This is a genomic window from Microbulbifer maximicatervae (SeqCode) (genome assembly GCF_052467615.1).
This window is the reverse complement of the sequence record NZ_CP174319.1, coordinates 3,045,258-3,069,736: the sequence shown is the minus strand read 5'-3', so window position 1 is coordinate 3,069,736 and position 24,479 is coordinate 3,045,258. Positions and strand designations below refer to the sequence as shown.

Below are 24,479 nucleotides of genomic sequence, written 5' to 3'. Positions count from 1 at the left end.
GGTGCTTCAAGAGCGTGGTCGGGTGGTGGCCATAGAGTCCGATGCTATCTGGGTGGAGACCACCCAGAGTAGCGCCTGTAATGGCTGTTCTACCAAGTCCAGCTGTGGGACTGGATTGCTGGGCGAGCTGTTTTCTTCTTCGACCCGCGTTAAAGTAGCTCTCAACGGTTTTTCCGCAGATAAAATCCACCTCGATGATGTGGCAGTAATTGGTATTACCGAGAATGCCCTGACCAGTAGTGCCTTGCTGGTTTACCTCGTCCCCTTGATGTCCCTGGTGCTAGTTGCACTGATTGGGGATTCGCTCTTCGCTGAGCCCGGTGCTGTAATCGGGGCCTTGATCGGCCTGGTCTTCGGTGCTTTGGGCGTTCGCTGGTACAGTAGGTCCCAGTCGCAAAACCCCACCTACACCCCTGTACTTCTGCAGATTGAGCCCTCCCAAAAGAAATAGTCCGTCGCCTCCGCCTTCGCCAGCTAGCCCTCGTCTCCCTGACCTAAACTGAGAGTTCCTTTTATTGCCTGGAGGCTCTGCCAATGAGGGCTCGCTGTTTTGATGAGCGCTGGCCTCTACGTACTGCATTTGTCATCTCTCGTGGTGCGCGCACCGAGGCTCAGGTTGTGGTGGTGGAGCTTAGTGATGGTGAAGTCTCTGGCGTCGGTGAGTGCACGCCTTATGCTCGCTATGGAGAAAGTGCTGCCTCTGTTTTGCACCAGCTGCAGCCAATGCTCAAAGAGGTGAGCGATGGGTTGACCCGAGAGCAATTACAGCTGCGTATGCCTGCCGGAGCGGCGCGAAATGCATTGGATTGTGCGCTGGCAGATTGGGAGGCTAGAAAAGCGGGGCGTCTACATCCGGCTCCGGATTTTCTCCCTACCGTACAGACATTAGTTGTTGATAGTCCCGAGGCAATGGCAAGTGCTGCGAAAATTGCTGTGACTGCGGGAGCTGATGTTCTCAAGTTGAAACTTGATGACCAACATGTGCAAGAAAGGGTGTCGGCAGTACGCTCAGCAGCACCGGATGCCAGGTTGGTGATTGATGCCAATGAGGCATGGCGAAAAGAGACCTTGTTGCAGAGATGTCATGATTTAAGCAAGCTGGGGGTGGCGATGCTTGAGCAGCCACTTCCAGCAAGTGAAGATGAATTTTTGGAGAGCTTTGAACACCCGCTGACGATTTGTGCGGACGAGAGTTGCCATACTCGGGAGGATCTGCCGAAGTTGCTTAAACGCTATGAGATGGTCAATATCAAGTTGGACAAAACTGGCGGGATTACCGAGGCCTTGGCACTGGCAGATGAAGCGACTGATCTCGGCCTGGAAATTATGCTGGGATGTATGCTGTGTACCTCTCGGGCTATCCGAGCAGCCTGGCCCTTGGGAAGTCGAGCGAGCTTTCTGGACCTGGATGGGCCCACCTGGCTGGCCAGCGATGTGGAGCCCCCTCTGCTTTTCAAGGCGGGTAGAGTTTATTGGTCGTAAGTCAGCAGATCGATTAGCGCTTGCAGATAGTCTTCACTTGCCGCATCTGCTGATATTGGAGGGAATTCAAGGGTAATACAAGGCAGTGTTTGTTCTGCGCACCAAGTGCCGAATGATCCTGGGGTCTGGTAACCCACATCCCCAACCAGAGGGAGCTTAAAATCGCTGGCAAGCTGCATTCCCAGAGGGCTGTTGCTGGGGTCCTCGACACAGGCAAGGGGCTCGTGAATGGAAACGGTCCAGGTCGGTCCCAGCTTTGCAAGCAGCTGGCAAAGTGCAGAGGTCTCGGGTTCAGAGGCGGCGCTATCACCTGTACTTAACCGAACATCGCGTTTTTCCGCAGCACTGTTCCACCGGTAGACATTGCCACTGCCATCCCAATTTGCAGTGGCAAAGTTGCGGTTGAGATCTACGCCGCGTGCGTTGGCCCTGGTGCCCAGCTGGCAGCCATCCGGATTGACAGCGAGGATTACGTGATGCCTCAATGAATTGGTGGCGAGGGCCCGCAACGCGCAGGATAGAGCGACGACTGCGGCGACTTCATCTCCGTGGGTACCGGCCATTATGAGGCCGTGGTGGGTACCGGTTTGCGCGGGAAAATAGAGTAGGGGGGCGCCCAAAACACTTTGGCCGTAGAGCTCAGTGGGCAGGTGAAACTGACCGCGTTCTGGGCGCGGGCGCATTTCGGACATCGTTAACTCTTTACACAGTTTTACAGTCTGTTGTAGAACTTTGGTGACTAGATCGCCACTAAGTCGTTACTGAGAGTCCCTAAGGGGCTGGACAAGCCAAGGCTCGCCCTTGAAAGGACTCGAAAATCCAATGGTTTCATATTAGAAGGGATCACTAGGGGTAACAAACCTATGGTTAAACGTTGTACACAATATCTACTGGTTCTTTGTCTGCTGGTTTCCGGGGCTGCCAGTGCCCGCGGACTGCCTGAACTTACGGAGTTAATCGAAGATAACTCTCCGGCAGTCGTCAAAATCAACACGGTTGATCGCAACCGCACTAGTCGCAGTAGCCAGCCGCAGCTTCAACAGGAAATTCCCGATATCTTCCGCCACCTTTTCGAGCCGCGCCAGCGCCAGCAGCGCCCGGTAGCGAGTATGGGGTCCGGCTTTATCATCTCTGAAGACGGTTATATCGTAACCAATAATCACGTGGTCGATGGTGCGGACCAGGTAACCGTTACATTGACTGATCGTCGCGAATACGAGGCGCAGGTTATCGGCAAGGATGTGCGCTCCGACCTGGCCCTGTTAAAGATCGACGCGGAAGACCTGTCGTCAGTACGCTGGGGGGATTCCGAAGAACTGCAGGTGGGAGAATGGGTTGTCGCTATTGGCTCTCCCTTCGGCTTGGACTACTCCGCAAGCGCCGGGATCGTCAGTGCGATGGGGCGCAGTATCCCCAATGAGAGCCGCGAGAATTACGTTCCTTTTATCCAGACAGATGTTGCAATTAACCCCGGAAATTCCGGAGGCCCGCTGTTTAACCTGGATGGCGAAGTGGTGGGTATCAACTCTCAGATCTATACCCGCAGTGGCGGTTCTATCGGGCTCTCCTTCGCTATTCCCGCAAGCCTTGCCCAGGATGTGGTTGCCCAGTTAAAAGAAAAAGGACGGGTGGATCGCGGGTGGCTCGGGGTGGGAATCAGTAATGTCGACCGCAATATGGCGGAAGCCATGGGCCTTGGTAAGCCCGCCGGCGCCCTGATCGATCAGGTGAGCCCTGGGTCGCCCGCAGCTCAAGCGGGAATTTTGCCCGGTGATATCATTTTGCGCTTCCATGGTCAGGAAATTGGTGTGCGTGGCGACCTGCCGCACGTTGTAGGCCAGATTCGACCGGGTACACAGGCCCAGGTGGAGTTGATCCGCAATCGTAAACCCGAGCGCCTGAGTGTCACTGTCGGCACCCTGCCGGGTTCTGAAGATGAAGCGAGGCAAGTGGCAGCCAATCCCAGCTCTGGAGTGGGTGGGCGCCTGGGTGTCGTGGTTGAGGAAATTCCCGATATCCTGAAGCAACGCTGGAATGTGGAAACTGGGGTGCTGGTTAAGCAAGTGATTCCAGGCAAGCCCGGTGCCAAAGCAGGTTTGCGCAGTGGCGATATCATCGCGCAACTTGGTTTTGAAGAAGTTGGCGACATTAGTGACTACAAAACTGTCGTCAAGGATCTGCCGGAGGATGAGCTATTGCCGATTCGCTTCTTCCGGGCCGGGCAGTCCACTTTCCGTACAATTAAGATCGAAAGCTAGCCGCTTTCCAGCGATTGGTGGCCCATTGGGCCACCTAGCTCTCACCTCTGTCCATGAGTTCTGTTAGACTTGCGCCACACAGTTGGCACTATAGCCAGCTAATCATTTGATTTTGCAAGGGTTTTTATTCCGCAGTGGCCACAGATCTCTCTCATATCCGCAATTTCTCCATTATTGCCCATATCGACCACGGGAAATCTACCCTGGCTGACCGCTTTATCCAGGACTGTGGTGGCCTCTCCGATCGAGAGATGGCTGAACAGGTGCTGGACAGCATGGAGCTCGAGCGCGAGCGTGGGATTACTATCAAGGCGCAGAGTGTGACGCTCGACTATGAAGCGCGCGATGGTAAGACCTATCAGCTGAACTTTATTGATACCCCCGGACACGTGGATTTCTCCTATGAGGTGTCCCGTTCTCTGGCAGCTTGTGAAGGCGCGCTACTGGTGGTAGATGCCGCCCAGGGCGTTGAGGCCCAGTCGGTTGCCAACTGCTATACAGCCATTGAACAGGGGTTGGAAGTTATCCCTGTCTTGAACAAGATGGACTTGCCCCAGGCAGACCCTGAAAAGGTTGCCGAAGAAATTGAAGATATTATCGGTATCGATGCCGCCGAAGCGACTCGTTGCAGTGCTAAGTCTGGCCTCGGTGTTGAGGATGTACTGGAAGATCTGGTGCGCTTGGTACCACCGCCGGAAGGCGATGTTGATGCTCCTCTACAGGCGCTGATTATCGACTCATGGTTTGACAGCTACCTGGGCGTTGTTTCCTTGGTGCGCGTTGTACAGGGCACCCTGAAAACCAAAGAAAAGATTGTCACCAAATCTATCGGTCGTGCCCATGTTGTGGACAGCGTGGGAATCTTTACACCCAAGCGCCACGAAACCGGTGTACTTCGCGCAGGTGAAGTGGGCTTTGTGGTGGCAGGGATCAAGGATATTCATGGCGCTCCTGTGGGCGATACGCTGACCCATGCTAAGGGCGCCGATGACATTGATATGCTGCCGGGCTTCCAGAAGGTTAAGCCCCAGGTTTATGCAGGCTTGTTCCCGGTTAGTTCAGACGATTATGAGGCTTTCCGGGATGCGCTGGAGAAGCTGTCGCTGAACGATGCCTCCCTGTTCTACGAACCAGAAACATCCGATGCCCTGGGCTTTGGTTTCCGTTGTGGCTTCCTCGGCATGCTGCATATGGAAATTATCCAGGAGCGTCTGGAGCGGGAATACGACCTGGATCTGATTACCACAGCGCCGACCGTGGTTTATGAAGTTGAGCAGTCAGACGGTGAGATAGTGATGGTAGATAATCCATCGCGCTTACCCGATGTAGGCTCCATCGAAGAGATGAGGGAGCCGATTGCCGAGGTGAATATTCTTGTACCTCAGGAGTATTTGGGCAACGTCATCACTTTGTGTGTGGAAAAACGCGGTATTCAAAAGGACATGCAGTACGTAGGTTCACAAGTGTCCCTGCGCTATGAACTGCCGATGAGCGAAGTGGTTATGGACTTCTTCGACCGTCTCAAATCCGTAAGCCGCGGCTTTGCTTCTTTGGATTACAGCTTTGTCCGCTTTGAAGCGGCCAAGTTGGTGCGACTGGATATCCTGATTAATGGTGACCGGGTGGATGCTCTGGCGCTGATTGTCCACCGCGATAATGCGCAGCAGAAAGGCCGCGCAATGGCGGAAAAGATGAAAGAGCTGATTCCCCGTCAGATGTTTGATGTGGCGATCCAGGCGGCTATTGGTGGTCAGGTAGTTTCGAGAACCACGGTGAAGGCGCTGCGCAAAAACGTGACGGCCAAATGTTACGGTGGTGATGTTACTCGTAAGAAGAAGCTGCTGGAGAAGCAGAAAGCGGGTAAGCGCAGAATGAAGCAGTTGGGCCGTGTTGAAGTGCCGCAGGAGGCATTCCTGGCGGTACTGAAGGTGGATCAGTAGGGTTTCGGCCCTACGCCACGACGAAAAATAAGGGATAGTAGAGAAAAGTAATGGATATAAATTTACCTCTGATTCTGCTGTGGTTGGTTGTGATTAGTGGCGGAATCTGGTTAGTTGACAGTCTGTTTTTCGCCCGTCAACGCAAGAAGAATGTCGGGGACCAGCAAGAAGATCCGATCGTTGTCGAGTACGCGAAGTCTTTCTTCCCGATTCTGGCGATCGTATTTGTTCTGCGCTCTTTTATTGTCGAGCCCTTCCAGATTCCTTCAGGTTCAATGATTCCAACATTGGAAGTCGGGGATTTTATTCTGGTAAACAAGTATGCCTACGGTGTGCGCTTGCCAGTGTCCCGAACCAAGGTAATGGATGTGGGTGAGCCCAAGCGCGGCGATGTCATGGTGTTCTTTCCACCCCACAATAACGATACTTACTACATCAAGCGGGTGATTGGGTTACCCGGTGACAAGATAGAGCTGAAGAACAATGTGCTCTATGTCAACGGTGAGATGGCTCGCCAAGAATTGATCCGGGCTATCCCGCCAAGTAACCCGCAAACAGAAGTCATGTGGGAAGATCTCGATGGCTATCGCCACGAGATGCAGAAAAGTGTCCGCCCCCGGCAGTACAGTAACTTTAGTGGGGTAGTGCCGGAAGGGCATTATTTTATGATGGGCGATAACCGCGATAACAGCCTCGATAGCCGGGAGTGGGGCTTTGTCCCAGAGAAGGATATCGTCGGCAAAGCTTTCGCCATTTGGATGCACTGGGACAAGTTGCTCAGTTTGCCCAGCTTTAAGCGTGTAGGCTCAATCCAATAAAGAAACCAGCCGGGCGTTAGCCCGGTTATTTATAAAGGATAGAGGGCATAGTTATGGGTAGTAAACTCAACCTTTCACTGCAGCAGCAGCGCGGTATGAGCTACTGGGGTTGGCTGCTGATTATCGCGATGTTGGGATTTGCTTTGACCTGTGTGTCCAAGATGGCACCGGCCTACGTAGATGCTCGTTACGTTAACGAAGGGCTAAAAACTCTCGGTCAAAACCCAAACCTGGAAGATATGACCACGGGTCAGATTAAAAAAGAGCTGAACCGTTTTTTCCTGGTAAACAATGTGCGCGGAGAGCCTACTAAATCTGTGCAGGTAGTTCGTGGTGCAAAGGGTTCTGTTGTGAGCATCAATTACGAACTGCGCCAGCCGCTGATATACAACGTAGATGTTGTGATGAAGTTTAATAAACAGCTCGACACTGCGAAGCCGGAGCTTTGCTGTGATGCGCTGATCGATCTGGAGCAATTCCGCAAACGTGACTGATCTTTTATTGGAACGCCTTTGCAAGCGCCTCGGCCATGATTTTGATCAGGCCGAGCTGCTTGAGTTGGCTCTTACTCACCGATCCCATGGGAGTCGTAATAATGAGCGCCTGGAGTTTCTCGGCGACTCGATACTCGGGTTCACTATCGGCGCGGCACTTTACGAGCAGTTCCCCAACGGGCGCGAGGGGCAGTTGAGCCGCTTGAGGGCACAATTGGTTAGCGGTGAAACCCTGGCAAAACTTGCGCGGGAGCTGGAAATTGGCGATTGCCTGCGCCTCGGTGAAGGTGAAATGAAAAGTGGCGGCTTTCGTCGGGCATCGATTCTGGCCGATGCCGTAGAGGCTCTTATTGGGGCCATCTATTTGGACGCCGGTTTGGAGGCTGCGCGCGCCCGGGTACTTGAGTGGTTTGCATTGCGCTTGCAGGGCCTATCATTAGAGACCGTGAAGGATCCCAAAACTCGCTTGCAGGAGTGGCTGCAGGCTCGAAAAAAACCTCTGCCGGAATATAAAGTCGTAGATGTTTCTGGCGCTGAACACGCACAGCATTTTGTAGTGGAGTGCCGTGTCAGTGGCCTTACGCAGCCCGTAAAAGGCGAAGCCAGCAGTCGCCGTAATGCTGAAAAGACTGCGGCGGTGGAAGCTTATAAGCTCCTCACCGGGCAGGGCTAACCTTACAATAGAAACGACGCGCCGGATCCATTTCCCGCATCGTAATGACAGCCCCTTGTATCACTGGGGGTGCTTTTGGCTCCGGGGCTTCCCGGAGACCTCCAACTCTTTCGGAGAAATTTCTTGAGCGAACAACCTTCTCGCTGTGGCTATGTCGCGATTGTCGGCCGCCCCAATGTGGGAAAATCCACACTGTTGAACCACCTGCTAGGGCAGAAACTCGCGATTACTTCGCGCAAGCCGCAGACCACCCGCCACAATATGCTCGGTATTAAAACCGAAGGTCCAAACCAGATTATTTTTGTCGATACTCCGGGTCTGCACTCCGATCAAGAAAAAGCGATTAACCGCTATATGAATCGAGCGGCTGCCAGCGCTGCGCGGGACGTGGATGTAGTGGTGTTTGTTGTAGAGCGCACTCGTTGGAGTGAGGCAGACCAGTTGGTGGCAGACAAGCTGCGCGGTATTAAATGCCCATTAATTATCGCCGTGAACAAGGTGGATCAGCTCGAGGATAAAGCTGATCTACTGCCCCAGCTACAAGCTCTGGCTGAGGAGCATCCAAAAGCTGAAATTGTTCCCATATCAGCCTTGCGCAACGTAAATCTGGATACTCTGGAAGAGGTTATTCTGAAGCACTTGCCTGAGGGGCAGCATTTCTTCCCCGAAGATCAAGTGACTGACCGCAGCTCGCGCTTTCTCGCAGCAGAAATTGTTCGCGAAAAGATTATGCGTCAATTGGGTGCCGAGGTTCCCTACCAAGTTACTGTGGAGGTAGAGGAGTTTGCCCAAGAGGGTAAGGTCTTGCATATCAGCGCTGCTATTTTGGTTGAGCGGGCAGGCCAAAAACGTATCATCATTGGAAATAAGGGCGAGCGAATCAAACAGATTGGCAGCCAGGCTAGAGAAGATATGGAGCGCTTGTTTGATAGCAAGATAATGCTCAATTTGTGGGTGAAGGTGAAATCTGGCTGGTCTGATGATGAGCGGGCTCTGCGCAGTCTCGGTTATAGAGACGAGTAATCATCAGGGTAATTTCCCCTGAACCTATGAAAACGCCTCAACCGCCTCAACCCGCGTATATCCTCCATTCGCGGCCCTACAAAGACTCCAGTTTGATCCTGGAGCTTTTCACTCCCGATTACGGCCGGCTGGGCTGTGTCGCCCGTGGGGCCCGCCGTGACAAGCAGCGCCGCCAACAAGCGTTGCAGCCCTTCACCCCGTTGCTTGTCACATTGATGGGAGCGGGTTCACTTAAAACGCTCGGTCCAGTCGAAAATGTTGGTGTACCACTATGGCTCAAGAGCCGAGCGGTTTATGCGGGCCTTTATGCCAATGAACTGATGGTAAAGCTCCTTCCCGAGGGCGAGGCGCATTACACGCTGTTTGCAGCTTATCAGAGCCTGCTGGAATCTCTGTCTCAGGTAGAAGGACTCTCCAACGCTGAACTGGAAGGTCCGCTTCGTTGCTTTGAGTTACAACTGCTCCTGGAGCTAGGTACCTGCCCATCCCTCAATATTTGCGGCCCGCAAGGAGACCTTGTAAATGAAGGCGGGATTTATCGCCTGGATGCTGAGTGGGGTTTAATTCCTGTTCACCGCTCCAAAGATGAGAGCCTGGGAGAGTGTTTTTTTTCAGGTGCCGAACTATTGGGGATGGATAGCGCTATGAATGGGGGTGTCTGGTCAGGTGAGGCTTTAGCACCTGCAAAGCGCCTTACACGATTATTGTTGAGGAAAGTATTGGGGGATAAGCCTTTGCAGAGCAGAGAGCTTTTTCGACAGGTTTACGGAAAAAAATGATTGTTAGTATTGGCACCGATATTTGTAACTACGACCGTATCGAGGTGGCGTGGCAGCGCTTTGGTGATCGTTTTGTTGAGCGTGTTCTTAACAGTGCGGAGAGGAAGGACTTTTATGCTATGGCTGAGCCCATCCGTGCTGCATATCTGTGCAAGCGATTTGCGGCGAAGGAGGCTGTAGCCAAGGCCTTGGGCACTGGGATTGGTGAAGGGGTTTCCTGGCAAGACATCGATGTCCGTCGCCGCAAGGGAGCTGCACCGCAGGTGGTGCTGGCGGGCGCAGCTGAGGAGAGGGCCGAAAAACTTGGTGTGGACAGAATCCACCTCAGCCTGTCTGATGAAAAAGACTCGGCCCTGGCATTCGTCGTATTTGAATCCTGCTAGGCAACTACCTCCAGGCCAAAGAGCGCATCCAAGTCCTGTTCAGAGGCCCACTCGCGCAGCGCCCGGATCTCCCTGAGAACAGCATTGAGTTTGCGCTGGTCAAAGGCTTGGGCATCGGAGCCTTGGATAGTGCGCAATGCCTCTTGTAACACGCAAGTTGATTCTCTCAAGCGTGAAACTCCGCAATAGCAGCAGCCACCGTGCATGCGATGAGTGAGTTCGAACATGCCCTTGTAATCCCCAAGGTTGTACAACCTTTCCAGTTCTCTCTCATCTGAACTGAGACCGTCAATCAACATGCGCAGCATGTCCCTGGCCAGCTTGGCATCGCCGTTGGCGAGGGTCAGGCATTCGCCAATGTCTACCAGGCGCATCTCCTCAATCTTCACTTTTTCTGCGGCCTGGGGAGTGATGATCTTAAGCCAGCGCTTGATCATATGGGAGAGCTGGGCCTCGCTAACAGGCTTGCTTAAGTAGTCGTCCAGTCCCGCAGACAGCAGGCGTGCTTTTTCTTCGGCGCCGGCGTGGGCGGTGAGGGCAATGATTGGTGTACGGCGGCCGGTCTCCTGCTCACGAATCAGGCGTGTAGCTTCGATACCATCCATCTCGGGCATTTGAATATCCATAAATACCAGGTCGAAAGCTCCCTGCTGCCAGAGCTGTAGAGCTTCTTCGCCGCTTGCTGCAATAACGACTTCTACATCTTGTGCTCGCAGAAGTTCGCCGACCAGTCGGCGGTTTGCCGCGTGGTCATCCACTGCCAGCACACGCGGTGGTGCGGGCCACGGTAGCGCCTGTACCCCGCCACTAACCCGCTGTTGCCCCTGCTGTGGTACTGCTCGTTTCAGGGATCGCAGCAAATTGTCCCGGGTGACGGGTTTGCTAAGGAAAGTGAGAGTGCGGGTGCGCAGTTGGTCGTAGCAGCGACGCAATTCAGCGGGTGGGCCCAGTACGATCACGCGGCACTGATAGGTATCAACCAGCGACTGCACTTTGCTACTGAAATTATCAAAATCACCTTTGGCAGTAGCTGTATCGATAATAACAGCATCCGGTAAGGCATCGTGCCGCCACATTTGCTCGATTGCCGGTTGCAGAGTATCGGTATCGCCGAGTTCTATGGGCTCCACTTGCCATTGGCTGAGTAGCTGGGCTACCTGGGTCCGTGTAACTGGGTTGGGGTCTGCAAGTAAAATTCGGCAGCCAGGATATTGAATACGCGGATACATGCCTCGATTACGTTCAGCCTGGAGGGAAATTTGCACCCAACAGGTGCTGCCGTCATTGGCTGTTTCTTCAATACCTGTGCAGCCGCTCATCCTCTCAACTAGGCTGCGGGCTATAGACATCCCTAAACCATTTGCGCTGATTTGTTGGGTGAGCTGTGGGGACTTGCTGGTGAGGATGTTTTCAATTTCACGGCGACCAGCCTCGTCAATACGGTTGCCCAGGCCGGTAACCGAAATACGGAGTACAAGTTCTGAGTTATTAATGCTATGTACTGACAAGCGCACGGGGATATTGCCATTTGCCGAGCTGCGCACCGCGTTACCCACCAAGTTTGTAAGTATTTGCTTAATTCGTAATGGGTCTCCGATTAAAGTGGGAGGGAGTTGAGAATCGATCAAGGGCACCAGTTCCAGATGGTGCTCATAGGCGTTTGGGGCCAGTATTTGCAGGGTCTCTTCAAGTAGTAAGCCAAGGTCCATAGGGATATGGTCAAGGACCAGGTTGCCGGATTCAATGCGGGAAAAGTCCAGGATGTCGTTGATGGTAGTCAACAGGTTTTCCGATGAACGTAAAATGGTTTGCAAGTAATCCTGCTGTAGCTCATCAATTCCAGTTTTTAACAACAGGTTGGTGAAACCGATAATGCCATTTAAAGGTGTGCGAATCTCGTGACTGGTATTGGCTAGGAACGTCGATTTAATCCTGCTTGCTTCCTGCGCCCTTTTACGTGCTAAGTCCAGCTCAATATTTTGCTCTTCCATACTGTCCAGGGATTGGCGCAGGTCATCCATAGACTGGAGTAAGTTGGCTTTGTATTCCTGTTGGTAACTGGACAGGTTTTCAGCCATCTCGTTAATTTGGTTTCCCAGTTGAGCGAGTTCTCGATTCTCCGTTTCATGGGTGCGTCGATCAAACTCACCTCTGCCAATCGCCTCCAGAGTATGTCCCATTCTAATCAGGCTGTGAGCAAAGCGCTCAGACATGATGACCGACCAGGCCAGCGCGGCTAGGGTACAGAGAATCAACCCCACCAAGCCTACGAGTAAAACTTGGTAAGTTCCCACCAGGAAATAGGGGCGATGTAGCTCAATACTTATCCAGCAGGTGGTGATATCGCCTTTCAATGGCTGTAAAACCTGAAGGGTCTCATCATCTTCAAAAATAAAGGGTTCGCGCTTGTTAAGGATGTCTCTGCTAATGGGGGTGCGTGGACGCGGCCCGACACTGGCCAGCAAGCTGAGTCCGGTGCTGGGGTTGAGGGCTAGCTTGGGGCTGGGTTCGGTGGAGTAGACATGAACAGATCTGACCATATCTTTCTCCAGCATAAGCGCCAGCAAACTTTTACGCAGCCATTCCATTCTAAGTTCAGCTGGATGGCCCCCGCTCATCTCAATTAGTTCAGCTAGCTGTTCGGCGCTGGCTCGACCGTGGCTTAATAGCAATTGGCGACGATCGTGCATTTGCTGCAGGGTGAAAACGAGAGCGAGGAGCAAGGACAGAATTAGTGCGGGTGCTACAGTAAGGCGAAATACCAGGGTTCGTAAGGATCGAGGTTGCTCTGGTTCCTCGATTGAGAGAATAGGGTTGCCTGGGGCCATGTTAAGAGGGGCCTTGTACGATTATTTTTCCCTCATTTTACCGTTATGTACATCTGAGCGCACTCATTCACTTATCAGAAAACGCTTCTTTTTTGTCACAATATGCGCGTTTTAGAGGCTCAAAGATTCACTGTGCCAATATTAGATAGCGCGGCATAGCCATCTGAATAATACCGCTTCAGGTATATCTCCCTTAATAACCTGGGTAGGGAGTAGACCAAAGTAGACGGTATTTAGTGCATAGTACCGCTTGCTGTACACTTGGACCCCGCGAGATTTTTCTGGAATTTATTGCATTATGGATTATCCAACAATTGCTGACTGCGTAGGCAATACCCCGCTGGTTAAACTACAGCGCCTGCCAGGTGATACCAGTAATACTGTTTTGCTCAAGCTGGAAGGCAATAACCCTGCGGGTTCGGTAAAAGACCGCCCGGCACTTTCAATGATCAACCACGCGGAAGCTGCAGGACATATTTCCCCAGGAGATACCCTGATTGAAGCGACCAGCGGTAATACGGGAATTGCCCTGGCAATGGCTGCAGCGATTAAGGGCTATCAAATGATATTGATTATGCCCGACAGTGCTACCGAGGAGCGCAAGGCTTCAATGACAGCTTATGGCGCTGAGTTGATATTGGTTAGCGCTGAAGAAGGTATGGAGGGTGCGCGGGACTTAGCTTTGCAAATGCAAGAGGATAAAAAAGGATTGGTACTGAACCAGTTTGCCAATAGCGATAATCCCCTGGCTCACTATGAGGGAACCGGTCCGGAGATTTGGCAGCAGACCTCTGGAACGGTGACTCACTTTGTCTCCTCAATGGGTACAACCGGTACCATTATGGGATGCGGGCGTTACTTGAAGGAGCAAAATCCCGATATTCAAATCGTTGGACTGCAGCCAACTGAAGGCTCCAGTATTCCGGGGATTCGCCGTTGGCCGGAGGCATACTTACCTAAAATTTTTGTTCCTGAGCAAGTGGATATGGTCATGGATATGGACCAGCGAGAAGCTGAGGATATGACTCGCAGGCTGGCGAAAGAAGAGGGTATTTTTTGTGGCGTTTCCTCTGGAGGGGCGGTAGCTGGTGCTTTAAGGCTGTCTGCGCAGCTAGAAAATGCGACGATTGTTGCAATTGTCTGTGATCGTGGAGATCGTTATTTATCTTCAGGACTTTTTGCCTCCCCAAAATAGTTCTTACTTTTATTCTCTAATTTATCTTATTTTATTGATCAATGCTGGAAGTAAAGTGCTTTAACTCCAGCATTGTGCCTGATATCTACTAGCAAAAACTTTGTGAGATTCGCAGCTTTGTAAAGTGATTCGCCAATCAATTTACAATCATCTCTTTTGCCCCTTTTTTTGGGGGGAGCCTCTAATCCTCCTGCTATATGTGCATTGCCAGTTAAAAAAAGCAATAACTAAGCCGGTAACTACAAAAAACTGATAGTTTGTAAAGTTCGGTAAAGCCTTTTTTTGTGTTCATGTAGAGGTGGAGAAATTCAATTTTAAGTAACAAATGCAACCTGTTCACCTCTCTCGATATTCCCCAATATCACAATTTTAGTTTTCTATAGGCATTGGTTTTGTCGGTTTACTGTTGGTTAAAAGGTCAACAAGCTGGACAAGACTTATACCCTCCCACTCAAATTGGTACGAAAAACTGCTGAATTTCGCGCAGCTTATTGAAATGTATACAGAAAATCATGGACTTTGGTGAGTTCAAACCTATGATAGAGAAGCGCTTAATCCAGCATGAGCACTGAGTAAATGTGCTGCTAAGCCAGGTAACGACAAAATTATGCCAATAACACAAATGACTCTTGTTAAAAGATGGTTCAAGTAAGAAAGCATCATTCCTTTGGTGGAGAAGGTGAACTCGACCTTGAATCCTGGTTGCGCCATGTACAGAAACTCGCGGGCCTGGATGGTTCTGCGATAGTAACTTTGCGGCGCGCAGCTGAGGTGAGTGCCGAAGCAGAACAGCGCGCAATTGAGGCGGAAAATATCTGGGCTGAGGGCGCTAGCAGTTTTGCCACAGGCCTTGAGATGGCTGAGATTCTCGCCGACTTACAAATAGACTCAGAAGCACTTGTCGCGGCGGTGCTGTACCGTGCCGTACGTGAAAAACGCCTGCCACTGCAAGCTGTGGAAAAAGAATTTGGTGAGCGAGTTGCCAAGTTGATTCGTGGTGTTTTGCGTATGGCTGCGATTCGCAGTCGCAGCGCAGATACCGGAGAAGAAAGCCCGAGTGGTGCGGTAGAGGAACATTCAGAGAATATCCGTCGTATGCTGGTAGCATTGGTCGACGACGTGCGAGTCGCTTTGATCAAACTCGCTGAACGTACCTGTGCGATTCGTGCTGCAAAAAACTCAGAGCCGGCTAAACGCCAGAGAGTTGCTCGTGAAGTGGCCGATGTTTATGCACCCCTTGCCCACCGCCTGGGAATTGGTCATATCAAATGGGAATTAGAAGATCTATCTTTTCGTTATCTTGAGCCGGAAGATTACAAGCAGATTGCTCGCTTGCTGGATGAGAAAAGACTGGCTCGGCAGCAGTATATCGACGAGGTATTGGAGCTATTGCGCTCTGAACTCGAGCGCGCCCATATTGAAGGTGATGTCTACGGGCGAGCAAAGCATATCTATAGTATCTGGCGGAAAATGCGCCGGAAAAATATCGGCTTCTCCCAGGTTTATGATATTCGCGCAGTGCGTATTCTTGTCCCAACTGTAAGGGATTGCTATGCGGTTCTGGGTATAGTGCACAACCTCTGGCGCAACATACCGAATGAATTCGATGATTATATCGCCTCCCCCAAAGAAAACGGTTATCGCTCTCTGCACACGGCTGTAATTGGCCCCGAGCGAAAGGTGCTCGAGGTTCAGATCCGAACTTTTGCTATGCATGAAGAGGCGGAATACGGTGTTTGTGCTCACTGGCGTTACAAGGGCACTGATCTTAAGAGCGAGAGTAAAGATAGCTATGAGCAAAAAATATCCTGGTTGCGTCAGGTGCTCGACTGGCATGAAGAGGTGGGGGGGAACCCACTACAAGATGATTTGCGCTCCAGTGAGGCAGATTCACGTATTTATGTATTTACCCCCGGCGGTCATGTTGTAGACCTGCCTCGGGGGGCAACACCATTAGATTTTGCCTACAAGATCCATACAGAAATTGGTCACCGTTGTCGTGGGGCTAAAGTAGATGGCCGAATCGTGCCGCTCAACCACCGGTTGGAGACAGCCAATCAGGTTGAAATCCTCACAGGAAAACTCGAAGCGCCGAGTCGCGATTGGCTCTCTTCGGGCATGGCCTATATCACTACCTCCCGTGCCCGAGCCAAGATTATTCACTGGTTTAAGCAGCAGGCTCGGGATCAGAATATCGCCGATGGCCGCAGTATTCTCGACCGGGAATTTAAGCAGCTGGCGCTGAGTGATTTCGATTTCGATAAGTTGGCAGCCAAGCTCAACATGCATTCCCTAGAGGACCTCTATGCGGCAGTGGGTGCCGGTGATATAGGCGTGGGTCAGGTTCTCAACGCAGCCCAGCGAATGGTGAAGGTCGACAATGTGCCCCGGGTACCATCGCTGACGGCTCCAGTTGCCCGGGGAGAAGGCAAGGCAGATGTCTATATCGACGGAGTGGGTAATTTGCTCACCCACATTGCCGGCTGTTGTAACCCCGTTCCAGGCGATGAAATTATGGGGTATATCACCCTTGGGCGCGGGGTTTCTATACATCGTAAAGACTGCGCAAATATGCTGCGTATGCAGGTTGAGGAGTCTGAAAGGGTACTCCAGGTAAGTTGGGCGGAAAAACCCCGTGAACTTTACGCCGTTGAAATTATGATCGAAGCCTACGATCGCCAGGGCCTGTTGCGGGATGTCACGGTGATGCTGGACAGTCAGAAAATTAATATTACCGCTATGCAAACCCGCTCTAATAAGAACAAGCATACGGTAGAAATGATCGTGACTGCTGAGATCCACAACTTTGAAGAGTTGAGCCAAGTTTTACATCGGATCAATCAACTGCCCAATGTGGCAGCGGCAAAGCGGCGAATTCTGCGCTGAACGTTGAGTAAGGAATAACGTGGAAAAGAATTACTCTGTGGAGGACCTCCTCCACTTGATGGCTCAGCTTCGCAGCCCTGAGAGCGGTTGCCCTTGGGACCTGAAACAGGACTTTGCCAGTATTGTCCCCTCTACGATTGAAGAGGCCTATGAGGTAGCAGAGGCTATTGAGCAGGAAGACTTTGAGCACCTGCACGAAGAGCTCGGAGATCTGCTCTTCCAAGTCATTTTTTATGCCCAGTTAGGGCGTGAGAAAGACCACTTTGATTTCCCCCAGATTGTTGACACTTTGGTACGCAAACTAGTGCGCAGGCATCCCCATGTCTTTCCAAGTGGAACCCTCTACGGCGACCGCTCTGCCGAAGCTCTTGATGAAGCTGAAGTAAAGAGGAATTGGGAGGCGATTAAAGAGGCCGAACGCACTGCCAAAGGGGATGCAGGAACCCTGGCAGGAGTAGCTGTGGGTCTTCCGGCTTTGACGCGTGCGGCCAAATTACAGAAGCGCGCCTCCCGTGTCGGTTTTGACTGGCCCAATATTGATGGTGTCCTCGATAAGATTGAGGAAGAGGTTGCAGAGTTGCGGGAGGCCGTGACAAATGGGGATACGGAGCATGCAAAGGAGGAGCTGGGGGATCTGCTTTTCTCTTGTGTGAATGCATCCCGCCACCTGAAGGTTGATCCTGAGGCAGCTTTGCGGGGGTGTAGCAGGAAATTTGAGCGGCGTTTTGGTTATGTTGAGTCCAGTTTACACAGTGAAGGTCGGCAAGTATCAGAGGCAACGCTGGAGGAACTGGACAGACTTTGGGACAAGGCCAAAGTTCAGCGGGAGCCCGGTGCTGATAGCTAGGGATCTTAACAGGCTTACATAGAGCGGAGCTTTAAGCCCCTTTTAGTACTCTGTGGTTTGTATGGATTGTGGGGGTATCGGTAGCAATCTTGCCCAATCTGAGGTGTGAGTGTAAGGTAGCGCTCTTTTAGCGCGGCGGCTTTTGGTTCGTCGATAGTATTGGAGGCTTACTGAACATGCGAATTATTCTCTTGGGCGCGCCGGGAGCCGGCAAGGGCACTCAGGCTCAATTCATAACAGAGAAGTTCGGCATTCCGCAGATCTCCACCGGCGATATGCTTCGCGCTGCGGTGAAGGCGGGTACCCCTCTTGGCCTACAGGCCAAGGATGTTATGGACGCGGGAAAATTGGTTTCTGACGACCTGATCATTGCGTTAGTTAAAGAGCGCATTGCCCAGGAAGACTGCGCTAAAGGGTTCCTGTTCGATGGTTTCCCTCGCACCATTCCCCAGGCTGAAGCCCTTCTGGAAGCCGATGTACATATCGATCATGTTCTGGAGATCGCTGTTGACGATGAAGAAATCGTAAAGCGTCTCTCGGGCCGCCGGGTTCATGAAAACTCTGGTCGCGTCTATCACATCGTATACAACCCGCCCAAGGCTGAGGGTGTCGATGATGTGACTGGCGAGGCACTGATCCAGCGTACAGATGATACTGAAGAAACTGTTCGCAACCGTTTGGCGGTTTATCACGAGCAGACGGCACCGCTGGTAGGCTTCTATCGCGAGCTGGAAGCACGCTCTCCTGAAGCGGCTCCCAAGTACAGCAAGGTAATGGGTGTTGGCGGTATGGATGAGATTCGCGAGAAAGTGTTGGAAGCGCTCAGCTGAGATCATCGCTAACATTTTTTAAAAGCCCCCACTTGGGGGCTTTTTTGTATCTCCAGAATTGATATAGAGCGAGTTGATCACGGCGGTATTGGCCTGGCAGTATGCGCTCTTCCCTGCCCGATAACTGGCAGGATTTCTTGAAAGGATAAGATTTCTAACGGGGCGGTTTATGTCTACGGCAATAATTTTGATGAATTTAGGTACTCCAGCTGAGCCTACACCTACAGCAGTAAGAAGTTTTTTGCGGGAATTCCTTTCAGATCCGAGGGTTGTCGAGATACCGCGGCCAATCTGGCTGACCATATTGAACTGCTTGGTACTGCCTTTTCGTCCACAACGTATTGCCCCTGCCTATGCGGAAATATGGAATAGCAGTGCAGATGAAACAAAAGTGGAAGGATCGCCGCTTCTCTACTATACGCAGAAGCAAGCAGAGCTGTTGCAGCAGCGTTTAAAAGCAAAAGGTTGCGATGTCGCTGTTGAATATGCCATGACTTATGGTGAGCCCCGCCTCGACAACACCATAGAAACTCTGCGCGAGAAAGGTTTCGAGTCTTTTATAGTGCTTCCCCTATATCCCCAATATTCGGCTACCACAACTGCAGCAATTTATGATCAGGTGGCGCAAATTTTTCGCAATAGTCGCGATATTCCGGATATTTCTCTGATTCGAGATTATTACCAAAATCCGCTCTACATAAAATCCCTGGCCAATTCAGTAAAAGAACACTGGGAAAAAGCAGGGCCAGCGGAAAAATTGTTACTTTCATTTCACGGTATCCCAAAAGCCAATGTTGATAAGGGGGACCCCTATTATCGCCATTGCATGGAAACCGCACGGTTATTAGCGGATGAACTAGAAATCAGTGAGGATAAGTGGCAAGTCACATTTCAATCGCGCTTTGGTAAGGCAGAGTGGCTACAGCCATACACCGATAAGACCCTTATTGAATGGGGTAAAACAGGAGTTGGTAGTGTCGATGTAATTTGCCCGGCTTTTTCTGCGGATTGCCTGGAAACATTGGAAGAAATTTCGGTAGAGAATCGCGCTAATTTTATTGATGCTGGGGGCAGTGACTACCGATATATTCCTGCATTAAATTTGCGTGAGGATCATATAGAGGCGCTTGCGGAAATTGTGCAAACTAAGCTCAATGGGACAAAATAATTTCTACCAAAGTGCTAAAACGGGACCCAAAAGTGAAAATTGATAAGAAAAATATACTTTTTTTATAAAAAGTTTCTCATTTTTCGCTTTTTTACTTGCAATGCCGGGTATTTTTATTAACTTTGATAAAGTTGTATCGAAATAGGCGGTGCGGCGCTCTGCATAAGTAATAAAAACGGCCGATTCCAGTTTTTATTCGATAGCTAAAAGGCAATGCTGCCGGCACACTTTTGGATGTACTTCTTCTTTCAGTGAGGAGACAAGGGATGGCAAGAGTAGTAAAAAAAGGTACACGCGCGAAACGAGCAACTAGTGCGACCGCAGCGTCGCCAGCGGTCGTGAAAGCGCAGAAGGCGGTAGATTCAGCGACTAAATCGCTGGATGCGCAAATGGACCGTGTTGCTAAGGCTAAGGCTCGAGCGCAGAAAAGTAATGCGGCAACAGCGAAAACTTCGCTGGCCAGTGCCAATAGTAAGGCAAAGGATTTGCGCGCCAAGCTGGCAGCGGCAAAGATGGATCTTGCCAAAGCTAAGGCTATGGATGCCGTACATATGGCTGAAGCTGCTGCAAAAGAAAAGGTGGAAAGTCTCTCTAAGAGCCTCTCCAGCAAAGCAGATAAAGAGTTAGCTGCCGCACTCAAGGCATTTGAAACACGCTGGGTAAAAACCAAAGAAAAGGCTCATGCCAAGAAATTGAAGGCTGCTGAGAAGAAGGCTGAAGCTAAGGTTAAAGCAGCTGCAAAGAAAGCTGCCGCTAAAGTTAAAGAGTTAGAGAAGAAGGCTAAAGCCAAATTAAAAGCCGAAACTCAAAAGGCCAAGAAGAAACCTGCAGTCAAGGCCACAGCAGCGAAAAAGCCTGGACGCCCCAAGAAGGCCGCCACAGCGACGGCGAAAAAAGCCGGTCGTCCAAAGAAGGCAGCTTCAGCGGCTAAGCCAGCAAAAAGAGTCGGACGACCCAAGAAAGCGACTGCGACAGCAGCTGCTAAGAAGGCTCCAGCCCGTCGCGGCCGTCCACCGAAGGCTGGTGCTGCCCGTCGAGGCCGGCCACCGAAAAAGGCCGCCTAGGGTCATAAATATGGGCTCAACGATGTGAACTTTGGCAGGCTCCTCATAAACCCCGGTTAGTCCGGGGTTTTTTAGTTGCGGGTTGCGATATTGGGCATGACTCCCCTCCGCTCCCGTGCCACAATTCCCTCCCTTTTTATGACCGGGATTAAGAACGCTGTGAAAATACTTGCCCTGGATACAACTTCGGGCGCCTGTTCTGTTGCTCTCATATCTGATGGCCAGCTAATTGAGCGTTTTGTACAGGCAGAACGCGATCACACCCGTCGCCTTTTGCCAATGCTGGATGACGTTCTCGCAGAAGCCGGCATAAAGCTGGCAGGCCTGGATGCTCTTGCTGTCAGCCGCGGGCCGGGGTCATTTACTGGTCTCCGTATAGCAATTAGTAGCGTGCAGGGGTTGGCTTATGCTGCAGATCTACCGGTGGTTCCGGTTTCCAGCCTCGCAGCCCTAGCACTTGGAGCTCGGCGATCGCACCCGGACTGGGGAAAGTCACCCGTCGTGGCAATGCTGGATGCTCGTATGCAACAAGTATATTGGGGGGTTTATTCCAGTGACTCTCCCTGCGATAGCTTGATCCCGGAGGCGGTACAGAACCCGGAGGAGGTTCTGCTGTCTTTAAAGAAATCGGAGATTTGTACTCCGATCTATGGGGCGGGCCCGGGATTACATTATGAGGCTTTTGAAGGGGCGTCATTGGCTGCCGTTGATCAAGCCAGCCTCATTCACGCTCGGGATATAGCGCAGCTGGCAGTACCACTATGGGAGCAGGGTCATACAGTGACCGCTGAAGAGCTTGAGCCTGTTTATTTGCGCAATGAAGTGACTTGGAAGAAAAGACAAAAAATCCGATCTTAATAACACATGGAAACATTTCAGATTGTAATTTTGGCCCTGATACAGGGGCTGACAGAGTTTCTGCCCATCTCCAGTTCCGCGCACTTGATCTTACCTTCTGAGGTATTGGGTTGGCAGGACCAGGGGCTGGCCTTCGATGTTGCTGTTCATTTTGGCTCTTTACTGGCAGTAGTTTTCTATTTCCGCAAAGATATTTGGGTGCTGATTAGGGATGGTCTAGGAGGGTTTACGGATAAACAATTTACCGATGAGGGGCGGCTGGCCTGGTTAATTGTTCTCGCTACTATACCTGTGGGACTGATAGGCCTGGTATTCAAAGGGTTCATAGAAACTCACCTGCGTTCAGCCGGTGTTATCGCTGCTACGACTATTGGCTTTGGTATTTTACTGTGGTGGGCTGATGCAAAGGGGCGCAGGGTCGAATCTCTAGCCCAGTTAAATTGGAAAAAAGCACTTCTGATTGGCTTATCACAGGTGTTGGCCCTAATCCCTGGCACCTCCCGCTCTGGTATCACAATGACTGCTGGTTTGATGCTTGGCATGAAGAGAGAGGCTGCAGCGCGCTTTTCGTTCCTGATGTCTATTCCTGTTATTGCCCTCAGCGCTATTTTGTTAACGATTGAATTACTTGCACTGGAAAGTGTTCCATGGAATGACTTGCTGCTTGGTACCGTTTTATCTTGTATTAGTGCTTATTTGTGTATTCATTTTTTCCTTCAATTTATTAGCCGCATTGGGATGGCTCCATTCGCGATTTATCGCTTGGTTCTCGGTGTAATACTTATTTGGATGGTATGGGGGTAGAGGAAATGGCAACAGTTGCATTTATTGGCTTGGGGGTGATGGGATATCCCATGGCGGGGCATCTTTCTAATGCTGGTCACATGGTGCGAATTTACAATCGCACTGTTAGCCGTGCGGATCAATGGCTACAAGAATATGATGGAGAGAGCTTTGCAACGCCCGCTGAAGCCGCAAAGGGCGCGGAGGTTGTTTTTGCCTGTGTAGGCAATGACAACGATCTCCGCCAAGTGGTGACAGGAGAGCAGGGGGCATTCACGAGTATGGATGACGGGGCTTTGTTTGTAGATCATACAACAGCCTCTGCCGATGTTGCTCGGGAATTGGCAGTTGCAGCTGGCGAAAAGGGAATCGGTTTTCTGGATGCCCCTGTCTCTGGAGGCCAGGCCGGCGCTGAGAATGGTGCTTTAACGGTTATGTTTGGGGGAGATAAGGCAGACTTTGATAAAGTGCAACCTCTTATCGACTGTTATGCGCGGGCGAGCAACCTGATGGGGCCAGTAGGTAGCGGCCAGCTGTGTAAAATGGTCAATCAAATTTGTATCGCGGGTGTCGTTCAGGGGCTTGCTGAAGGTTTACATTTTGCCAAGGCAGCTGGCCTCGATGGAGAGCAGGTTGTTGATGTGATATCCAAGGGGGCGGCACAGAGCTGGCAAATGGAAAACCGCTCAAAAACTATGTTAGCTGGCGAGTATGACCACGGTTTTGCTGTGGACTGGATGCGTAAGGATTTGGCTATAGTCCTTCAAGAGGCACAACATAACGGAGCTTTACTGCCCGTAACTGCCCTGGTAGACCAGTTTTATAGTGAGGTACAAGCTATTGGTGGTGCTCGTTGGGATACTTCCAGCTTGTTTGCACGATTAATGAATGTGCGCTCTTTCGATTAACCCCTCCGATCAATAGCTACCGGGGTTAAGTTTGATCCCGGTGCCGCTTCTTCTTGTTACTATTTAATGAAAGTTTTATTACTCTCCGCTTATGATGCGGACAGTCACAAGCGATGGCGTAAAGGGCTGGTAGCGGCATTTTCTGATTGGCAATGGACCGTACTAACCTTACCACCGCGATACTTTAGCTGGCGAATTCGCGGTAATAGCCTTTCCTGGGGCCGTGGGGAAACTGCGCAAATATTGAAGCAGCGTTGGGACCTTATTGTTACAACCTCAATGACCGATCTAAGTGCCTTGTGCGGTTTAGTTCCTGAAATCGTTAGGGTGCCTACAGTTGTATATTTTCATGAGAATCAATTTGCTTACCCAGTGAGCTCTGATGCGTTTCGATCGGTAGAACCCCAGTTGTTGAATATTTACACGGCCTTGTCCGGTGATCTGGTCTTGTTCAACTCTGAATACAACCGCAGTACCTTGTTAGGAGGAGTAAAGAAATTACTCAAGCGCTTTCCTGATTGTGTTCCTCCCGGAATTTGTGAGGAGATTGAAGAAAAGTCGCGAGTTCTTCCTGTGCCAATAGAAGACATCGTTTTTGATAGTGCGAAAACTGAAGAGGCCTTTTCCTGGAGCTCCTGCGCAGAGAGCATTTATGGGGGCGAGATAGGTCAAGATACTTTGATTATCAGTTGGGCGGCCCGTTGGGAATATGACAAAGGCGCGGACCGATTGCTGGATATCCTTCGGGGCTTGAAAGCCAGAAATGTTAAGTTTCTTGTTAATCTAATGGGGCAGTCATTTCGTAATAGCCCTGCTGAGTTTGCTCAAATACAAGAAGAGTTTGCCGACCATTTATTGGTACTCGGGTATCTCGAAAGCGCTAAAGACTATCGTCAAGTACTGCGACATAGCCATATATTCCTTTCTACGGCTTACCATGAATTCCAGGGGCTGGCGGTGATGGAAGCAGCTATTCTCGGTGCGACTCCACTGGTGCCAGATGAACAGTGCTACCCAGAGTTCTATTCCGAGAACTTCTGTTATTCAGACTGTAATGATGCAGTAAAAAAGCTGGAATCAATGTTTTTGTCAATTCTATCGGGTTCAAAATTAAAAAAAGTTGATTTAAGTAATTTCTCAGGGAAAGTGATTTGGGCAGAATATAGGAAGCAGTTCTTAAATCTGGTTCAGAGTTAGGCCGGCTACTATAGAAGGCGGGTTTATAAAGGCTCCCAAAGTTATTGGTGAGTAAAAGCAGCGCC

Annotated in this window: 22 protein-coding genes; 20 read left to right on the top strand and 2 right to left on the bottom strand. The window is 51.0% G+C overall.

Annotation, left to right across the window (positions count from 1 at the left end; translation table 11 throughout):
• Position 1: 1 nt before the first annotated feature.
• Positions 2-451, top strand: a complete 450-nt coding sequence (locus ACJJIM_RS13520; RefSeq protein ID WP_444911210.1) for a SoxR reducing system RseC family protein — start codon at positions 2-4, stop codon at positions 449-451.
• Positions 452-534: 83 nt separating this feature from the next.
• The gene (ycjG, locus tag ACJJIM_RS13515) at positions 535-1,482 is read left to right on the top strand and encodes an L-Ala-D/L-Glu epimerase (RefSeq protein ID WP_444911209.1); all 948 of its coding nucleotides are present in this window, start codon (positions 535-537) and stop codon (positions 1,480-1,482) included.
• Here the strand turns inward: ycjG and mpaA are convergent.
• Complete coding sequence (gene mpaA, locus ACJJIM_RS13510; protein WP_444911208.1) at positions 1,470-2,174, bottom strand: murein tripeptide amidase MpaA; 705 nt, start codon at positions 2,172-2,174, stop codon at positions 1,470-1,472. The two genes, ycjG and mpaA, sit on opposite strands and share 13 nt — an antisense overlap.
• A 171-nt stretch (positions 2,175-2,345) precedes the next feature.
• Between mpaA and ACJJIM_RS13505 the strand changes: the two genes are divergently transcribed.
• From ACJJIM_RS13505 to acpS, 8 genes are all read left to right on the top strand, one after another.
• A complete protein-coding gene (locus tag ACJJIM_RS13505; protein ID WP_444911207.1) occupies positions 2,346-3,740 on the top strand; it encodes a Do family serine endopeptidase in 1,395 nt (464 codons plus the stop codon).
• Positions 3,741-3,874: 134 nt separating this feature from the next.
• Positions 3,875-5,680: a translation elongation factor 4 gene (gene lepA / locus ACJJIM_RS13500; RefSeq protein ID WP_413662746.1), complete on the top strand. Its 1,806-nt coding sequence runs from the start codon at positions 3,875-3,877 to the stop codon at positions 5,678-5,680.
• 50 nt (positions 5,681-5,730) lie between these two features.
• Entirely contained in the window at positions 5,731-6,498 is a 768-nt protein-coding gene (lepB, locus tag ACJJIM_RS13495) for a signal peptidase I (RefSeq protein WP_413662745.1), read from the top strand.
• A gap of 53 nt (positions 6,499-6,551) precedes the next feature.
• Positions 6,552-6,992 carry a DUF4845 domain-containing protein gene (locus ACJJIM_RS13490; RefSeq protein WP_413662744.1) on the top strand — a complete coding sequence of 147 codons (441 nt, stop codon included), beginning with the start codon at positions 6,552-6,554 and terminating at the stop codon, positions 6,990-6,992.
• Positions 6,985-7,665, top strand: coding sequence for a ribonuclease III (rnc, locus tag ACJJIM_RS13485; RefSeq protein WP_444911206.1), 681 nt, complete (start codon positions 6,985-6,987; stop codon positions 7,663-7,665). Before ACJJIM_RS13490 ends, rnc begins: the two co-directional genes overlap by 8 nt.
• 123 nt (positions 7,666-7,788) lie before the next feature.
• Complete coding sequence (gene era, locus ACJJIM_RS13480) at positions 7,789-8,688, top strand: GTPase Era (protein ID WP_282931965.1); 900 nt, start codon at positions 7,789-7,791, stop codon at positions 8,686-8,688.
• A gap of 92 nt (positions 8,689-8,780) precedes the next feature.
• Complete coding sequence (gene recO / locus ACJJIM_RS13475) at positions 8,781-9,467, top strand: DNA repair protein RecO (RefSeq protein ID WP_444911205.1); 687 nt, start codon at positions 8,781-8,783, stop codon at positions 9,465-9,467.
• Complete coding sequence (acpS, locus tag ACJJIM_RS13470) at positions 9,464-9,850, top strand: holo-ACP synthase (protein WP_282931967.1); 387 nt, start codon at positions 9,464-9,466, stop codon at positions 9,848-9,850. Before recO ends, acpS begins: the two co-directional genes overlap by 4 nt.
• Here acpS and ACJJIM_RS13465 read toward each other — a convergent pair.
• On the bottom strand, positions 9,847-12,678 hold the full coding sequence (locus tag ACJJIM_RS13465; protein WP_444911204.1) for a response regulator: 2,832 nt from the start codon (positions 12,676-12,678) through the stop codon (positions 9,847-9,849). The two genes, acpS and ACJJIM_RS13465, sit on opposite strands and share 4 nt — an antisense overlap.
• A gap of 298 nt (positions 12,679-12,976) precedes the next feature.
• Between ACJJIM_RS13465 and cysM the strand changes: the two genes are divergently transcribed.
• The 10 genes from cysM (at position 12,977) to ACJJIM_RS13415 (ending at position 24,414) form a co-directional block, all read left to right on the top strand.
• Positions 12,977-13,873 carry a cysteine synthase CysM gene (gene cysM / locus ACJJIM_RS13460; protein WP_444911203.1) on the top strand — a complete coding sequence of 299 codons (897 nt, stop codon included), beginning with the start codon at positions 12,977-12,979 and terminating at the stop codon, positions 13,871-13,873.
• A gap of 639 nt (positions 13,874-14,512) precedes the next feature.
• Entirely contained in the window at positions 14,513-16,759 is a 2,247-nt protein-coding gene (gene relA, locus ACJJIM_RS13455; RefSeq protein WP_444911202.1) for a GTP diphosphokinase, read from the top strand.
• Between the two features lie 19 nt (positions 16,760-16,778).
• On the top strand, positions 16,779-17,606 hold the full coding sequence (gene mazG / locus ACJJIM_RS13450; protein ID WP_444911201.1) for a nucleoside triphosphate pyrophosphohydrolase: 828 nt from the start codon (positions 16,779-16,781) through the stop codon (positions 17,604-17,606).
• A gap of 176 nt (positions 17,607-17,782) precedes the next feature.
• Positions 17,783-18,436: an adenylate kinase gene (gene adk, locus ACJJIM_RS13445; RefSeq protein ID WP_282931972.1), complete on the top strand. Its 654-nt coding sequence runs from the start codon at positions 17,783-17,785 to the stop codon at positions 18,434-18,436.
• 169 nt (positions 18,437-18,605) lie between these two features.
• Positions 18,606-19,604: a ferrochelatase gene (hemH, locus tag ACJJIM_RS13440; RefSeq protein WP_444911200.1), complete on the top strand. Its 999-nt coding sequence runs from the start codon at positions 18,606-18,608 to the stop codon at positions 19,602-19,604.
• A gap of 266 nt (positions 19,605-19,870) precedes the next feature.
• On the top strand, positions 19,871-20,668 hold the full coding sequence (locus ACJJIM_RS13435) for a hypothetical protein (RefSeq protein WP_413662735.1): 798 nt from the start codon (positions 19,871-19,873) through the stop codon (positions 20,666-20,668).
• 159 nt (positions 20,669-20,827) lie between these two features.
• Positions 20,828-21,526: a tRNA (adenosine(37)-N6)-threonylcarbamoyltransferase complex dimerization subunit type 1 TsaB gene (gene tsaB, locus ACJJIM_RS13430; protein WP_444911199.1), complete on the top strand. Its 699-nt coding sequence runs from the start codon at positions 20,828-20,830 to the stop codon at positions 21,524-21,526.
• Positions 21,527-21,532: 6 nt separating this feature from the next.
• Positions 21,533-22,330, top strand: coding sequence for an undecaprenyl-diphosphate phosphatase (locus ACJJIM_RS13425; RefSeq protein ID WP_282931976.1), 798 nt, complete (start codon positions 21,533-21,535; stop codon positions 22,328-22,330).
• Positions 22,331-22,335: 5 nt separating this feature from the next.
• A complete protein-coding gene (locus tag ACJJIM_RS13420; protein ID WP_444911198.1) occupies positions 22,336-23,217 on the top strand; it encodes an NAD(P)-dependent oxidoreductase in 882 nt (293 codons plus the stop codon).
• A 66-nt stretch (positions 23,218-23,283) separates the two neighbouring features.
• A complete protein-coding gene (locus ACJJIM_RS13415) occupies positions 23,284-24,414 on the top strand; it encodes a tRNA-queuosine alpha-mannosyltransferase domain-containing protein (RefSeq protein WP_444911197.1) in 1,131 nt (376 codons plus the stop codon).
• The last annotated feature ends 65 nt before the right edge of the window (positions 24,415-24,479 follow it).

Excerpts from the sequence above, each read along its gene's own strand:
- acpS (WP_282931967.1), top strand. The coding sequence starts at position 9,464 with ATGATTGTTAGTATTGGCACCGATATTTGTAACTACGACCGTATCGAG.
- adk (WP_282931972.1), top strand. The coding sequence starts at position 17,783 with ATGCGAATTATTCTCTTGGGCGCGCCGGGAGCCGGCAAGGGCACTCAG.
- ACJJIM_RS13490 (WP_413662744.1), top strand. The coding sequence starts at position 6,552 with ATGGGTAGTAAACTCAACCTTTCACTGCAGCAGCAGCGCGGTATGAGC.
- lepB (WP_413662745.1), top strand. The coding sequence starts at position 5,731 with ATGGATATAAATTTACCTCTGATTCTGCTGTGGTTGGTTGTGATTAGT.
- ACJJIM_RS13505 (WP_444911207.1), top strand. The coding sequence starts at position 2,346 with ATGGTTAAACGTTGTACACAATATCTACTGGTTCTTTGTCTGCTGGTT.
- cysM (WP_444911203.1), top strand. The coding sequence starts at position 12,977 with ATGGATTATCCAACAATTGCTGACTGCGTAGGCAATACCCCGCTGGTT.
- ACJJIM_RS13435 (WP_413662735.1), top strand. The coding sequence starts at position 19,871 with ATGGCAAGAGTAGTAAAAAAAGGTACACGCGCGAAACGAGCAACTAGT.
- ACJJIM_RS13415 (WP_444911197.1), top strand. The coding sequence starts at position 23,284 with ATGAAAGTTTTATTACTCTCCGCTTATGATGCGGACAGTCACAAGCGA.
- hemH (WP_444911200.1), top strand. The coding sequence starts at position 18,606 with ATGTCTACGGCAATAATTTTGATGAATTTAGGTACTCCAGCTGAGCCT.
- ACJJIM_RS13425 (WP_282931976.1), top strand. The coding sequence starts at position 21,533 with ATGGAAACATTTCAGATTGTAATTTTGGCCCTGATACAGGGGCTGACA.
- ACJJIM_RS13420 (WP_444911198.1), top strand. The coding sequence starts at position 22,336 with ATGGCAACAGTTGCATTTATTGGCTTGGGGGTGATGGGATATCCCATG.
- mpaA (WP_444911208.1), bottom strand. The coding sequence starts at position 2,174 with ATGTCCGAAATGCGCCCGCGCCCAGAACGCGGTCAGTTTCACCTGCCC.
- ycjG (WP_444911209.1), top strand. The coding sequence starts at position 535 with ATGAGGGCTCGCTGTTTTGATGAGCGCTGGCCTCTACGTACTGCATTT.
- ACJJIM_RS13465 (WP_444911204.1), bottom strand. The coding sequence starts at position 12,678 with ATGGCCCCAGGCAACCCTATTCTCTCAATCGAGGAACCAGAGCAACCT.
- relA (WP_444911202.1), top strand. The coding sequence starts at position 14,513 with ATGGTTCAAGTAAGAAAGCATCATTCCTTTGGTGGAGAAGGTGAACTC.